This is a genomic window from Bacillus sp. NPDC094077, from assembly GCF_050279465.1.
GTDB lineage: Bacteria > Bacillota > Bacilli > Bacillales > Bacillaceae_G > Bacillus_A.
On record NZ_JBNNUF010000006.1, the window covers coordinates 124,359 to 138,005 of the forward strand.

Here is a 13,647-nt window from a genome sequence, read left to right on the forward strand (position 1 = left end):
AATACAGAGGATCTATCTTTTTATTGAATATTTGACAATATGCGTTCTGCACCTAATTTTAAAATTTTAATAAAGATATAATTTACTATCGTAAATAGTACAAATAAAACAATAAACATAACCCAAAGTCCTACTTGAAGGAAGAAGTATAATACACTTACTCCCGCTACAATAACTAAAGCTATTAAAATATTAGCTAAAAAATTCCACAAAGTTGTATATCGGCTTTTAAATAATTTCTGCTCTGTATCCCAATGAATATCTGCAGTTTGTGCATCCCAGCGTGTACCGATTAAATTGATTAACAATAAACCGTTCGCACTTAGTAAAAACCAAAGCACCATAAATACTGGAGAAACCCCCGCTACAACTGCCATCATAATACCGAATACTGCTAAAATGATCACATTAATTAACCAAGCTGTTATCGCTTTCGCAAAAAAGATATCCGAAGCCTTGACTGGTAAATAACGATTCACAAACCATGAACTTCCATCTCTTGAAAATGACGTAGTTGCAATAACGTTACTCCCCATTAAAAATAGTGATGCACACAGACCAACACCAATTGCAAGACCTGCCGATTGTGGATTATCAATATATGCTGTAATCCATTTTAAATTTCCATCTTGTACAAATAAAACAAAGAACAGCATAATCGGCATAACGAAAGTTTGTACAATACAATTTAAGAAAAATTGAGGTGTACGGAATAACGTTTTAAATTCTTTTTTCACATACGCTTTCAAATGTGAACTTTGTACTGTTGATTTCTGTAAACCTTCTGCTGAAATGACCTCTTTTTTTGCTGTACTCGTTGAAAGTCCAATAACCCCTTTTAAATATGTACGCTCTGCAATGTAATAAAACAACACAAAAAATACAAATGAAATAACTGCAAAGATTATTACGTATAAAGGACCCTTCCAATTTGTACTTTCTACTAATGCCACTGCTCCAAAATATGTAGTTGGAAAATAATTTGTCATTTGTACTAAAAGAGAAGATTGGTTGTTTGCAAGATAATTCGCAATTGCATCTTCAGAAAATGAACTTTTATTTCTCCACTGCATAAATACGTTAATTCCTACAATAAATAGTATACTTACGATTCCAATAAATATATTTCCTCGGTCTTTATTTCTCGCTATATTTGTATACCTCATAATAATTGTCATCAGTAACGAAGCTAATACTAACGGCACAATTGGGAAGAGTAAGTAAATAAAAATCATGTATATGTAATATGTAATAAATGCGCCACTTTTTAAACCGTACGTAATAAAGATTGGTAGTAAAATGAATGAACTCATTACGTACTGTGTAATTAGTACCGTTAAAAATTTTGCCGAAATAATTTGCGCTGGTTTTAATGGTAATGGTAATAACATTTCAATATCATTGCTGTAGTAAAATACAGTTAAAATGTTCGTAATACTCATTAAAAATACCCATATACTCGCAATCGCAAGTCCCATTGCGATAATCATTCCTGGATCTTGCCCTAAATGTTTCATTCCCTCATACATTGCGTGCGTTATAGAACCAAACATTAAAAAGCCAACAAATAATATTGCTGCAAATGAAAATAAATACGCCCATCGTTTCTTTTTATCTGTTATGAAATCTGCATAATTTAATTTCAATAATACTTTCGTTAACGTCCAAATTTTACTCATTGCCCGTCATCTCCAAGAACATTTTTTCAAGTGATTCATTGGATTTAAAATGATCTCTCATTTCATCTAAATTCCCTTTAAACTGCAAATTCCCCTTATTAATAATCGCTACGCGGTCACATATTTTTTCCGCTACTTCTAATACGTGTGTAGAGAAAAATACAATCTTTCCTTTATCTGCATGCTCTCTCATCATTTCTTTTAAAATATATGCAGATTTCGGATCAAGACCCGTTAACGGTTCATCTAAAATCCATACATCTGGCTCATGTATAAGTACACCAATAATAACAATCTTTTGTCTCATACCGTGTGAATAACTTTGAATTTGATCAGATAACGCATTATAAAGATCAAATTTCTTTGCTAATGACTCTATTCGTTCTCGTCGTACTTCTTTCGGCACCTCATACATATCTGCCATAAAGTTTAAATATTCAATTCCTTTTAATCGTAAAAACATATCTGGACTATCTGGCACATAACCAAACGTCTTTTTCGCTTCCATCGGCTCTTTCATAATATCTTTGCCGTTAATCGTAATAGTCCCTTTGTCCACCCCGTGAATACCGGTAATCATCTTAATTGTCGTTGATTTACCCGCACCATTCGGTCCTAAAAATCCAAAGATTTCTCCGCTAGGTACAGATAAACTTAAATCTTTTACTGCATAGGTAGACCCGTTATAACTTTTTGACACATTCGAAATTTCAATCATTCCATCCAATCCTTTCCTTAATTACCAAATAACTATATTGATATTATAGCATACTTCTATTTTTAGATTTTTGTATTTTTCAGTTTTTTAACCTTTAAAATAAATATAAACTCCTAATCCAACAATTAAAACAACAGCTAGTATAATATAAATCATCGTAAGCCGCTTAATATTCCCTTTTGTCGCTTTACTATAATTTGCATCACCATTCCGCCCAATTAGTACCGTCGCAATTACAGTAATCACTACAAGTAATACAACGATCATAATCCAAGTTAGCATTTCTTCCTCCCCCTCCTTACAACCATTTTACAATATTATCCTCTTTATTTCGCAGCATATTTCTCTTTTTTACTATTATTATGAAGCCAACTGGAAAACTATTATTACCATTCATATCCATATGTAATATATTTATAACATAACGTGAATTATTTCTAACATTATAAGGAGGACCTATCATGAAAACAACTTGGATAAAATATTTAGGGTTTCTCGGCTTCTTCGGTTTTCTTGGCTTTTTTTATGAAAAAGGTTTGTTTACTATGTTCTGTTTCTTCTCCTTTTTCACGACATATAGAAAGATGCATCACGATGAACTTTTTGAACAAATCGTCAATAAATCATGCCGCAACGCCTTTATCGTTACATTACTAACGACCGCTATCATTATGTTTATTGAAATGCTGTTTCCAAATCCGATCTTACAAGAAATTGATATCGCTCTTATTTTCGGCACACTCATTCTTACGTTCGGTTTCTCTATGTTCTTTTACGATAAACCAGTTGATGAAATGGAAGATGCACCATGGCGTTCGTAACGAAAATAAAAGAATACCGTGCCAAATTAAACATGACACAAGAAGATTTAGCGAAGAACGTTGGCGTACGACGTAAAACAATTAGTCATCTTGAAAAAGGAGAATACAATCCTTCCTTACAGCTCGCTCACGATATAGCGAGGGCACTGCATAGTACGATTGATGAGATTTTTATTTTCGAAGATTAATTAAGCACACTAAGTCTAATATGTATGATTCTAAAGTAATTAAAGATATACTACACAATGACGGATATTGTTGAACAGTGTAGTTTTAAGGTGTATCAACACTTTGCTTGATACACCTATTTTTTATAGTTTTTATCACATTTCAAATAAATGCAATCTTTGCACTAAAACCACATAAAAAATACCGGCATCCTTCCCATGAAGAATACCGGTACTTCTTATTTATCCCGCTATTTGCGGGCAGTAAGACTCCTACATCAAAATTCACTGGAGCGAAGAAGTTAGGTGGAGATCAACTACCCGTAAACGCCCGATTGGTTCAACTAGTAATCAGTGGGGGATGAACCCCCTCCACTGATTATAGTTTCACTTTATCACCCATACAAAACCGCATGAAATACACCTAACAGTAAATATTGATCCTGTATATATTCATCATCATATACATTCATCTCGATATAATACATATCTTCCTCAAGACGAATATTCCAATCTGCGATTACATAGCCCTTTCGTAATAACTTTCCCATCCCAAATGAAGTTTTGTGAACAACATATTCTTCTGTCTTAAATGTAAAGGTAAATAAGAAATTTGCATCCAATAGCTTTCCGTCACATACAATTATTTCATGCTCTGCATCATTATTATCGATGTACGTTACTAAAATCTTTCTTTGGCGCCGCCTACTTATATCCTTTGCAATGATGCGAATATTGTCCTTACTATCCTTTATTTCATAATTGATATTACTACCAACCTTCGGAATGAAGTCTAGCACTTTCATCAACGTATTTTTATAATAGCCCCTTACTACGCCTACTGGTTTGCTTCCATCGTAAACCTCTATCGGCGTCGTATCTGCTTTACTATCACACAGTCGTTTGTAAGAAAGCTGCATAATCCGCTCTCCTCTTAAGTACTGATCAAACGTCACGGGATATTCTATCATGCGCAGTTCCTTATTTAGCCCATACAAATAGCGTTGAACACTCTCTACTAATGTTGTAGTAGATATACGCTCCTGAAGTTCAAATTCTTGCCAACTGGAAGAAATTCTCCACTGATTGTCCTCTTCATAAAAGAAACCAAGAATTACCTCATCACGGTCAGTCGTTTCATAATTCATATGTACGTTCTGCCCGTTTTGAACTTGTTCCATCCACTGTCCTAAATAAATACCGAGCTCTGCGACCTTCATGCATGACTTCTGAAAAAGTACTCTGTCACCCACACAAATTGTTAAATCTCCTTCGATAAAGCCATTTGCATAAGCAACATACCGTGGCTCATCCTTCTGCGGTAGACTCTTGTCTAACTCAAATAAAAACGTTAACATCCTTTACTCACCTCTAGTTGTTACACAGCTCACACCTAACATTGCATCACTCTGAGAAACTATGTATATACACATTTAATTCATGCATTATAACACTTGAATGACCCTCGTATAGTAGCGCTATTTTTGCTTTGCGAATTCCTTCAAAACAACATACTCCCAATATATCGACCGCAACTCAAATTATATCAGCGATTTTTTCAATATATCGATTTACTGACACCAATCGACAATGGAGAATTCTTATGAGAAGGAAACTACTTTTTCTTCCACAATTTCCATAATACGAAGCAGACTCTCCACTTCATAAGTCGGCTTAACACTCGTCGTGTTCTCTTTCAAACTCGGATTATACCAACACGTATCAATACCGTAATCTTCTCCGCCTTTCATATCAGAAGTTAAGGAATCTCCAACCATTAGTACGCTTGATTTATCAGTAATCTCAAACTTCTCAAACGCATAATCAAAAATCTCACGTGCTGGCTTTTGATGGCCGACCTCTTCAGAAATTATAATATGATCAAAGAAGTTACATAAAGGCGAATTTCCAATTCTTGATTGTTGTACTTTTGTATATCCATTCGTAATAATACCTAACTTGCAATCTTGAAGGTTCTCACATAATTGCACTGCACCTTCTATAAGATGTACTTCTTGCCCTAAGTTTTCAAGGTATACGTTACTAAACTGCTGCGCATCTACTTCTAGATGATGAAGAGCAAATAATTGTCTAAATCGATCTACCGCTAATTCACTTAGCGTTATCATTTTATTTTCTAAATCTCTCCATAAACCATTACTAATCTCTTTATAACTTGCAAGATAATCATCATACCCTGTAGGCATGCCGAACTGTACAAACGCGTTATGTAATGCGTTTCTTTCCGTTTCAGGGAAATCTAATAATGTGTCATCTACGTCGAATAATATAACTTTGTATTTCATGATGTTCTCCTCAATTTCTATTTTAAAAGCTTCATTTTCATAGCTTAATTATAAGCTTTTATATATTTCATTATAAAGTGCTTTGACTCGCTCTTTATAGAATACACCTTTATCTTCTATTTTCAAATGTGCTATAAATAAGTTTGCTAGCATGACCGCTGTATCTAATTTATAAAATAAACTAACAATATGCGAGATAGCGTTAAAGATACTATCATTCTTATATCCACCTTTAAATTCTTCCCAATTAACCTCATTTGTTTCAGCTATTCTCATAAGCTCCAATAATGGATGACCAATTAGAGCGTTATCCCAATCAACTATCGCTTTAACTTCTCCATTATATCCAATTAAATTGGCTGGTCGAATGTCCATATGTAATAAACTCTTTACATGATCAGCTGTACTAAGAATATGTTCAATCGTTTGTGTATCTGGAAGTTTAATACCACAGTTCGTAATTGTATTAAAACCTTCCACTCTTTTCACAATTCGTTCCGCTATATGCTTACTAATTGGCTCTCTAATATTTTGCTCGTAATGTAACCCTTCAATTGACATACTATGAAGCTTGCTAACTAACTCTCCTATTTTGTGCGCAGAAATTGGCATATGATCAGTAGACACACAATCCGAAATTAAAAAATCAAGTTCGGCAGAAAGATGTAATCCGTGTATCTTTGGTACTGGGATACCTTTTGCATTACAAAAACTAGAAAGTTCTGCTTCCTTTTGCAACGAAATTCGACTATTAAATAAATCTTCATTTATATTTTCCACTTCTCTTTCCCACGGCACTCGAAATGCTAAAGGTCCCTTTTCTGAATCTCCGCGAAAAACAATATTTTGCACTCCCGTCCCAATCACCTTTAAATTCTGAACAGCTAATTCCTTATATTCTCGGCTTAATATTGTTGTTAACTTTCCTCTTAATTCCTCTGCTTTTAAACGTGTATGAATCATTTTATCCCCCGATCCGTAAGTTCTTTTCATCCATTTTCTCCTCGGTGCACAACATCCTCATAAACAAAATTATATCAACAATAAGAAAAAGAGACTAATCCAAATCAGCCTCCCTCCTCGTTATTTATCCCGCATTAACGGGCAGTAAGACCCCCACCTCAAAATTCAGCTGGAACAAAGAAGTTAGGTGGGAATCGGACTGCCCGTAAACGCCCGATTGGTTCAACTAATAATCAGTGGGGATGCCCCCCCACTGATTAAAGTTTCACTTTATCTTCTAGCAATAACACTTTCATTTCTTCTAACGATTCTTTCGTAAAGCCAAGAGCTTTTTCAGCATATGCTTCAACTGATCCGTATTGCTTTTGGATTTCTTCAATCGCAGCTAGTAAATATTCAGCACGTGCTTCAAACATTGCACCTAATATTGCTCTACTTTCATCGTTTTGTAATTTTGCGCCTAAAAAGGCCATCATTTTTTCATTTAATTTTTCACGGAAACCGTTACTTAGTAAGTAGTCTTCCATTACTGTTTTTTCAGGTACACCTAGTAAAAGTAATAATAATGCTGAGCCAAATCCAGTACGGTCTTTTCCAGCTGTACAGTGGTTTACTAACGGTAAGTTTTCCGTTTTTTGTGCTAATTGTAAAAAGCTCACGAACGCCTCGTTACCACTTACGAAATCTTGATTCATTTTCACAAGATATTCGCCTGGTTTCCCTAACATAGAAAGGTCACCAACTTGGAAAAACTCATTTATATTTAAGTCCTTCGCCAACTCTTGCATAACTGGTAAGCACACTTGGCGAGCGCCTGTAATGCTTGGGTTTGGCTTATGCTTCACTTCAAAATCTGTACGATAGTCACAAATTAACTTTAAGCCAGAGTTTTGTAAATACTTGATATCCCACTCTGTTAGCCCTGCTAATTCTTCAGAACGGTACAATTTACCCCATTTTACTTTACGGCCTTCTGTCGTTTCATATCCTCCCATATCACGGAAGTTAAACGCTCCTTGTAATGGTAGTCTTCGCTCAGCTACTGTTACTGCTTGTCCATTATTTCCTACTAGTCTAAAATAAGGGCGCTCATTTTCACTCGGGTTTTCTATTGTGCATGATGATTCTCCATTTACCGTTGCAAGTAATTCTCCATTTTCTTCAATATGATCTGGTGAAGTACTCCAATAAATGCGAACTTCTTCTATATTATTTTCCCAATTTATATGTAACATATTATCTTCATTTCGTTCTACAGTTGCTTGTAGCCAATATCTTTGCTGCTCCATTCTTTCACCAACGCTTTCTTCATATAGTCTAATCCTTCTCTATTGTATTATAGGAAAGCTTACTTTGTCGTTTCGATTTTTCTTTTTATCTTACAAACAGGCAAAAAGTTCTTTTACTTGTTCATAATGTGTACACGGATTTCCCCGAAATACATAAGCGATTTGTTCATTACCTAAATCCTCATATACAACGGTTCCACGATCCTGATGCGAATAAAACTCTAACCCGTTTATGATTTGTTTTGGGCCATAATTCACTGTCCAAGAAGAAACAGGATAGTACGCTTTGTTTTTATGCCTACAAACCCAAAGCGCATATAGTTTATTATATTCGTCCCAGTATGCATACTGCGTTTCATCATTTCCGAATCCGATCGATTCGAGCTTCCAACTTAACTTTTCATGAATTGGCAATTTCAAATAGGATACGTCATCTGGAGAATTCCACTCTCGGCATCTTCCTATCTCACCAATTTCACCTCTTTTCGCTTGAAAGCTTAATAAGTGAAATGGTGTATGTAATATCGTTTTCGCAAACTCCATGTTTACCGGTTGTAACCCGAATAGAAATCTTTCCATTTCATCTTGGTTTACATATCCACGATCAATAGAAATTTCAATTTGTGTTTTCCATCTAGATGTAACATAACTATCTTTCCCCTTATAATTTATACCTTTCCAATACACAAGCCTTTTATATTGAAAACAATCTCCTTTTGCCTGAGAAATACAACTATCCGGAAACACTGGCTCCATTATATCGAGGAAAAACTCTTTTACACGAAACATTCCAGATGGCGTAACAACCTGAAACCAAACAGTTTCCCACTGTTCACCTTCAAAACGTTCTGAAACTTTTTCGATTTTCCAGCCTTCCAACAATACCTCTGGATATAGTAAAACGAAAGAATGAAATGTTTGCTTTAACATATATAGCCCCTCCCGCTAAATGAGTTCGAGAGACTATATCATTCATCCTCCTAAAACTTTCTCACATATCGTTCGGTAGAACTTAGCATCTGACATCCGTTCTTTTCAAAGACACCCTTCATCCACTCATCTTGTACATTTGTCTCGCCAACATAATAAGATGCGCCTATTTCCTTTAAGACAAACATCGCCCCAGTGAATAACGCTGCTTCGTACCCTTTATTTCGCATATTTTGAGCAACTGCGAAATACATAAGTTTCCCTTCTTCTAACGTGCCTCTCTCAATATGAGGGATTACAATTCCTACCGTCTCTTCACCTACAACTGCTGTTAAACAATGTTCTTTCCATTGCCCACCAATTTCTTGTTCCAGCAACTTTACAAATTGATCATAATCGACTTGTTCTCCTGTCACCTCATTCCACAGTGAGTAAAAAGCGTTTTCTCCTATTTCTTCAATAAGCTTAAAATCAATTTCACTTTCTATATCATCGACTTCATATATATCTTTAAAAACAATTATGTTTTTAGTAATATATTCAAATGAATAAGTTTCGAAACATTTCTTATACACATCATAATTTGAACTTTTTGAAGAAATCTCAAAATGTAAGTTTTCTACCCCCTCTTTTTCAGCTTCAGCAATGCAATATTGTATCATCTCTTCTAATTGCTCTTCTGTAAAAACCTCTGCATTATTTTCTTTTATCATTATAGAAGGAGCACTTCTTCTTATTTTAAAATGTTTTTCTAACTGTTCTATATTCTTCATATTCTTCCCTCATCTTATGTCATACTCGAATTTCTAATTGTTCTCCTTGCATGAGCAGGATTGTCCTTGAATATATAGAATACTAGAAAAGATCGCATCTTTAAAGTGCGGAGGAGGTTCTCCATTGGATATTACAGCGCTGCAACAACAGTTAGAGCTTATACAACAAAATGACTATACGCAACTGCAGCATATAGATATAAATGAGTTAACTGTAAATATGCTTCAATATATCGGAACGACTGATAGTTATGTTCGTTACCAACTTATATATAAATGTTTTACGCATTTTATTCATCATGAATTCCTTATGGACGATCAGCTGAAATTACTTCTACATACTTGTTTAAGTGATGAGTATTTATATTGTGACATTTACTCCCCACATACAGATGGGGTTTTCACACGTTCTTACACTGTTTCTTTAATTGCGTTAATACTCCAATTCGCTAACTCGCACTACTTTTTTACAGAGGAGGATATCGAGGAAATAAAAAACAAACTCATTACATATACAAACTTGGAAATGGATTTTCGAGGCTATATTGAAAATAAAGGATGGGCTCATTGTATTGCCCATGTATCTGACGCCTTCACTGAAATTGTGCACAATTCCTATGCGACCTTTGAGTGGTATGAGGAATTAATTCATTGTTTATTAAATAAAATTTTTATTCCATCGGATCTATTTCATAATAATGAAGATGAACGCATTGTTACGCCGTTACTATCAATGCTGTATCATGACTTCCCGCAAGATGGGTTAATTTCAATTATTCAAAAAAAAATAAAAAGGCTTCCTCAAATTAGAAAACGCCTTTCGCTTAATGAGTATTGTATTTTATGTGCAAACATTAAAACTTTTTTACGTACATTATTCTTTAGAACAAAAGATGATCATAACTTAGCTTTTACATCACATAAAACAGAAAGAATGTTAAAAGAACTTCCTAATTATTATTAAATATAAGGAGAACAGATATGGGTTATATTGAAGACATGAGAAATCTAGTAGGAAATCATCCACTTATTTTAATAGGCTCACACGCCATTATATTAAATGAAAAAAATGAAATATTACTGCAGCTCCGTACAGATTTTAACCATTGGGGGATTATTGGTGGCGCATTAGAATATAACGAAACATTAGAAGATGCTTTAAAACGAGAAGTATTTGAAGAAACTGGACTTATTATCAAAAATCCAGAAATGTTCTGTACATATTCTGGCCCAGAATTTTTTCAAACCTATCCAAACGGTGATCAAGTGCATGGTGTACTCGTTATTTATATTTGCCGCGAATTCCAAGGTGAGCTTGTATGCGACTATACTGAATCGAAAGAACTTCACTTCTTTTCACTTGATGAGTTACCTAGTAATCTTCCTCCTGTAATTGAAAGGGTTATTACAGATTTCAAACAAAAACAAGGGAACGCCTAACGTTCCCTCTCAAACCCAATCCGTTTTTTAATTTCCGCTAAATTTACCTTCGCAATAGCCCGTGCCCTCTCAGCACCTCTTTCTAACGCTTCATATAATAAGTGCGGCTCATTCATATACGTTGCGTATTTTTCCCTAGGGCCTGCTAATTCACGGTCTACAACGCGGAATAACTCTTTTTTCACATCGCCCCATCCAATTCCAGTCTCATACTTTTTACGCATCGACTGCATTTCATCTTCTGTCGCAAATTCTTTATATATTGTAAATAATGTTTCTAGCTCTTTCGGTTCATTTGGAAGTGAAGAATCTGTTTTTATTTTAAAAATGAGCTTTTGGAGTTTTTCTTGCCCTGCAAATAGTGGGATAACATTCCCATAGCTCTTGCTCATCTTTCTTCCATCAAGTCCGGGTAAAATTGCCCCTTCTTCTTGTATCACATACTCTGGAAGCGTAAATGTCGTACCGAATGTATGATTAAAATACGTCGCAATATCACGAGCGATTTCAATATGCTGAATTTGATCTTTTCCGACAGGTACATGAGTAGCTTGAAATAATAATATGTCAGCCGCCATTAAAATCGGGTACGTATATAACCCCATATTAACTCCTGCATCGATTTCTAAACCCGCTTCTTTATTTTTCTCTACCTTCGCTTTATACGCATGAGCACGGTTCATAAATCCTTTCGGAGTTAGACAAGCTAATATCCAAGCTAATTCTAAAATCTCTGGCACTTCTGTTTGTCGATAGAAAATCACATCTTCTCCAAGTCCAAGTGATAACCAAGTAGCCGCTACCTCTTTCGTATAACTACTAAACTGACTCGGATCATGCACAGCATTTAATGCATGATAGTCAGCTATAAAATACAATGCTTTTCCTTCATTATTCTTTGACATTTGTAATGCAGGTTTAATCGCTCCAATATAATTTCCTAAATGCGGATATCCTGTCGGCTTAATTCCTGTTAACATTATTTTCTCACTCATACTAACTCCTCCTTTCTCAAAATAAAAAACAAAAAGAGCCCCTTATCCTTAAAAAAGGACGAGAGACTCCCGCGGTACCACCTTTATTAGCTATCATTAGCTCACTTCATACTTCGATAACGTGAAGTAACCGTCTTTACCTACTTCATTTCAGTTAGAAGCTCCAGAGCCCATTCCATATTCATCCCTTACTGATTCCCACCACATATCAGCTCTCTGAAAAGTTTTGAATATGTACTCTTCTCTTTCATTGCTTTTTAGTTATTTTTTACAGTTTATCACACTTAACTTCCAAATAAACCCGAATTTTCCGGTTTATATAGCAGGAATTTCCACTTTGATTGTCTAATATTATATAGGTTTGCAGAAATATTCGATACAACTTTGGAGGTTTTTTTCATGGTAAAATATATATCTATTTTAGGTTCAACAGGATCCATCGGCACCTCTGCATTAGATGTCGTTTCAGCTCATCCTGAACATTTTAAAATCATCGGTTTAACCGCAAATTATAATATTGATCTTCTTGAACAACAAATCGAAGCGTTTCAACCTCGTATTGTAAGCGTTGCGACAAAAGAATTAGCAGATACATTACGTTCTCGTATTTCAACAAATACGAAAATCACATATGGGAATAACGGTTTAATTGCAGTAGCTACTCATCCTGATACAAATCTTGTATTAAGTTCCGTTGTCGGTATTTCAGGACTACTTCCAACGATTGAAGCATTAAAAGCGAAGAAAGATATTGCCATCGCTAACAAAGAAACGTTAGTTGCGGCTGGACATATCGTTACTGAATTATCGAAACAACACGGATGCCGTTTAATTCCAGTTGATAGTGAACATTCAGCTATCTTCCAATGTTTAAATGGGGAAAATAATAAAGAAATCGAAAAGTTAATTGTTACAGCTTCTGGCGGTGCTTTTCGTGATAAAACACGTGAAGAAATGAAAACATTACAAGCAAAAGACGCTTTAAAACATCCAAACTGGTTAATGGGGGCAAAACTTACGATTGACTCTGCTACATTAATGAATAAAGGGTTTGAAGTGATGGAAGCGAGATGGCTATTTGATATTCCTTACGAAAAAATCGATGTTATGATCCATAAAGAAAGTATTATTCACTCTTTAGTAGAGTTTATTGATGGATCAGTCATGGCACAGCTCGGTGCTCCTGATATGAGAATGCCAATTCAATATGCGTTCCACTACCCTACTCGACTACCTTCTTCCTATGAAAAATTAAATTTATTAGAAATTGGTAGTTTACATTTTGAAAAACCAGATTTAGAGAAGTTCCCATGTCTACAATACGCATATGAATGTGGCAAAATCGGTGGTACTACTCCCGCCGTATTAAATGCAGCAAATGAAATTGCAAATGCACTATTTCTAAAAAATGAAATACCATTTTTTGATATTGAAAAGACGATTTACAAAACAATTGAGGCTCATCATAACGTAAAAAATCCTTCTCTAGATGCTATATTAGAAGCTGATCAATGGGCGCGCCAATATGCAAATCAATTGTTAATGAAAAAGAGCTAAAACAGTTTT

At 34.9% G+C, this 13,647-nt stretch carries 15 protein-coding genes and 1 other annotated feature; of the genes, 5 read left to right on the forward strand and 10 right to left on the reverse strand.

Annotated elements, in window-relative coordinates; all coding sequences use genetic code 11:
* Positions 1 to 20 precede the first annotated feature (20 nt).
* The 3 genes from ACQKNR_RS16705 to ACQKNR_RS16715 all read right to left on the reverse strand — a co-directional run bounded on the left by ACQKNR_RS16705 (position 21) and on the right by ACQKNR_RS16715 (position 2,679).
* Positions 21 to 1,679, reverse strand: coding sequence for a putative ABC transporter permease subunit (locus ACQKNR_RS16705; RefSeq protein WP_427318846.1), 1,659 nt, complete (start codon positions 1,677 to 1,679; stop codon positions 21 to 23).
* A complete protein-coding gene (locus tag ACQKNR_RS16710) occupies positions 1,672 to 2,397 on the reverse strand; it encodes an ABC transporter ATP-binding protein (RefSeq protein WP_427318847.1) in 726 nt (241 codons plus the stop codon). Before ACQKNR_RS16710 ends, ACQKNR_RS16705 begins: the two co-directional genes overlap by 8 nt.
* An 87-nt stretch (positions 2,398 to 2,484) precedes the next feature.
* Entirely contained in the window at positions 2,485 to 2,679 is a 195-nt protein-coding gene (locus tag ACQKNR_RS16715; protein WP_000958861.1) for a hypothetical protein, read from the reverse strand.
* A 179-nt stretch (positions 2,680 to 2,858) separates the two neighbouring features.
* Here ACQKNR_RS16715 and ACQKNR_RS16720 point away from each other — a divergent pair, with 179 nt between their 5' ends.
* Positions 2,859 to 3,218 (forward strand): DUF3796 domain-containing protein, encoded by a 360-nt coding sequence (locus tag ACQKNR_RS16720; RefSeq protein WP_427318848.1) that lies wholly within the window; start codon positions 2,859 to 2,861, stop codon positions 3,216 to 3,218.
* Positions 3,206 to 3,406 carry a helix-turn-helix transcriptional regulator gene (locus tag ACQKNR_RS16725; RefSeq protein ID WP_427318849.1) on the forward strand — a complete coding sequence of 67 codons (201 nt, stop codon included), beginning with the start codon at positions 3,206 to 3,208 and terminating at the stop codon, positions 3,404 to 3,406. The genes ACQKNR_RS16720 and ACQKNR_RS16725 overlap by 13 nt, the downstream gene beginning before the upstream one ends.
* Before the next feature lie 374 nt (positions 3,407 to 3,780).
* Here the strand turns inward: ACQKNR_RS16725 and ACQKNR_RS16730 are convergent, their stop codons facing one another.
* From ACQKNR_RS16730 to ACQKNR_RS16755, 6 genes are all read right to left on the reverse strand, one after another.
* The gene (locus tag ACQKNR_RS16730) at positions 3,781 to 4,743 is read right to left on the reverse strand and encodes a tubby C-terminal domain-like protein (RefSeq protein ID WP_427318850.1); all 963 of its coding nucleotides are present in this window, start codon (positions 4,741 to 4,743) and stop codon (positions 3,781 to 3,783) included.
* A gap of 243 nt (positions 4,744 to 4,986) precedes the next feature.
* The gene (locus ACQKNR_RS16735) at positions 4,987 to 5,691 is read right to left on the reverse strand and encodes a YjjG family noncanonical pyrimidine nucleotidase (RefSeq protein ID WP_427318851.1); all 705 of its coding nucleotides are present in this window, start codon (positions 5,689 to 5,691) and stop codon (positions 4,987 to 4,989) included.
* 48 nt (positions 5,692 to 5,739) lie between these two features.
* Positions 5,740 to 6,684 carry a phosphotransferase family protein gene (locus ACQKNR_RS16740; RefSeq protein WP_427318852.1) on the reverse strand — a complete coding sequence of 315 codons (945 nt, stop codon included), beginning with the start codon at positions 6,682 to 6,684 and terminating at the stop codon, positions 5,740 to 5,742.
* Positions 6,685 to 6,911: 227 nt separating this feature from the next.
* Positions 6,912 to 7,943: a tyrosine-protein phosphatase gene (locus ACQKNR_RS16745; RefSeq protein WP_427318853.1), complete on the reverse strand. Its 1,032-nt coding sequence runs from the start codon at positions 7,941 to 7,943 to the stop codon at positions 6,912 to 6,914.
* Positions 7,944 to 8,033: 90 nt separating this feature from the next.
* Positions 8,034 to 8,873, reverse strand: coding sequence for a hypothetical protein (locus tag ACQKNR_RS16750; RefSeq protein ID WP_427318854.1), 840 nt, complete (start codon positions 8,871 to 8,873; stop codon positions 8,034 to 8,036).
* Between the two features lie 50 nt (positions 8,874 to 8,923).
* The gene (locus ACQKNR_RS16755; protein ID WP_427318855.1) at positions 8,924 to 9,646 is read right to left on the reverse strand and encodes a GNAT family N-acetyltransferase; all 723 of its coding nucleotides are present in this window, start codon (positions 9,644 to 9,646) and stop codon (positions 8,924 to 8,926) included.
* A 124-nt stretch (positions 9,647 to 9,770) separates the two neighbouring features.
* Here ACQKNR_RS16755 and ACQKNR_RS16760 point away from each other — a divergent pair, with 124 nt between their 5' ends.
* Entirely contained in the window at positions 9,771 to 10,610 is an 840-nt protein-coding gene (locus ACQKNR_RS16760) for a DUF2785 domain-containing protein (protein WP_427318856.1), read from the forward strand.
* A gap of 17 nt (positions 10,611 to 10,627) precedes the next feature.
* Positions 10,628 to 11,086, forward strand: a complete 459-nt coding sequence (locus tag ACQKNR_RS16765) for an NUDIX hydrolase (RefSeq protein WP_427318857.1) — start codon at positions 10,628 to 10,630, stop codon at positions 11,084 to 11,086.
* Here ACQKNR_RS16765 and ACQKNR_RS16770 read toward each other — a convergent pair.
* Positions 11,083 to 12,081, reverse strand: coding sequence for a tryptophan--tRNA ligase (locus ACQKNR_RS16770; RefSeq protein ID WP_427318858.1), 999 nt, complete (start codon positions 12,079 to 12,081; stop codon positions 11,083 to 11,085). The two genes, ACQKNR_RS16765 and ACQKNR_RS16770, sit on opposite strands and share 4 nt — an antisense overlap.
* Positions 12,082 to 12,132: 51 nt before the next feature.
* Positions 12,133 to 12,341: a binding site (T-box leader), on the reverse strand.
* Positions 12,342 to 12,480: 139 nt separating this feature from the next.
* Here ACQKNR_RS16770 and ACQKNR_RS16775 point away from each other — a divergent pair.
* A complete protein-coding gene (locus ACQKNR_RS16775) occupies positions 12,481 to 13,638 on the forward strand; it encodes a 1-deoxy-D-xylulose-5-phosphate reductoisomerase (protein WP_427318859.1) in 1,158 nt (385 codons plus the stop codon).
* The last annotated feature ends 9 nt before the right edge of the window (positions 13,639 to 13,647 follow it).

Excerpts from the sequence above, each read along its gene's own strand:
- ACQKNR_RS16765 (WP_427318857.1), top strand. The coding sequence starts at position 10,628 with ATGGGTTATATTGAAGACATGAGAAATCTAGTAGGAAATCATCCACTT.
- ACQKNR_RS16770 (WP_427318858.1), bottom strand. The coding sequence starts at position 12,081 with ATGAGTGAGAAAATAATGTTAACAGGAATTAAGCCGACAGGATATCCG.
- ACQKNR_RS16735 (WP_427318851.1), bottom strand. The coding sequence starts at position 5,691 with ATGAAATACAAAGTTATATTATTCGACGTAGATGACACATTATTAGAT.
- ACQKNR_RS16740 (WP_427318852.1), bottom strand. The coding sequence starts at position 6,684 with ATGAAAAGAACTTACGGATCGGGGGATAAAATGATTCATACACGTTTA.
- ACQKNR_RS16710 (WP_427318847.1), bottom strand. The coding sequence starts at position 2,397 with ATGATTGAAATTTCGAATGTGTCAAAAAGTTATAACGGGTCTACCTAT.
- ACQKNR_RS16705 (WP_427318846.1), bottom strand. The coding sequence starts at position 1,679 with ATGAGTAAAATTTGGACGTTAACGAAAGTATTATTGAAATTAAATTAT.
- ACQKNR_RS16750 (WP_427318854.1), bottom strand. The coding sequence starts at position 8,873 with ATGTTAAAGCAAACATTTCATTCTTTCGTTTTACTATATCCAGAGGTA.
- ACQKNR_RS16745 (WP_427318853.1), bottom strand. The coding sequence starts at position 7,943 with ATGGAGCAGCAAAGATATTGGCTACAAGCAACTGTAGAACGAAATGAA.
- ACQKNR_RS16725 (WP_427318849.1), top strand. The coding sequence starts at position 3,206 with ATGGCGTTCGTAACGAAAATAAAAGAATACCGTGCCAAATTAAACATG.
- ACQKNR_RS16775 (WP_427318859.1), top strand. The coding sequence starts at position 12,481 with ATGGTAAAATATATATCTATTTTAGGTTCAACAGGATCCATCGGCACC.
- ACQKNR_RS16755 (WP_427318855.1), bottom strand. The coding sequence starts at position 9,646 with ATGAAGAATATAGAACAGTTAGAAAAACATTTTAAAATAAGAAGAAGT.
- ACQKNR_RS16720 (WP_427318848.1), top strand. The coding sequence starts at position 2,859 with ATGAAAACAACTTGGATAAAATATTTAGGGTTTCTCGGCTTCTTCGGT.
- ACQKNR_RS16715 (WP_000958861.1), bottom strand. The coding sequence starts at position 2,679 with ATGCTAACTTGGATTATGATCGTTGTATTACTTGTAGTGATTACTGTA.
- ACQKNR_RS16730 (WP_427318850.1), bottom strand. The coding sequence starts at position 4,743 with ATGTTAACGTTTTTATTTGAGTTAGACAAGAGTCTACCGCAGAAGGAT.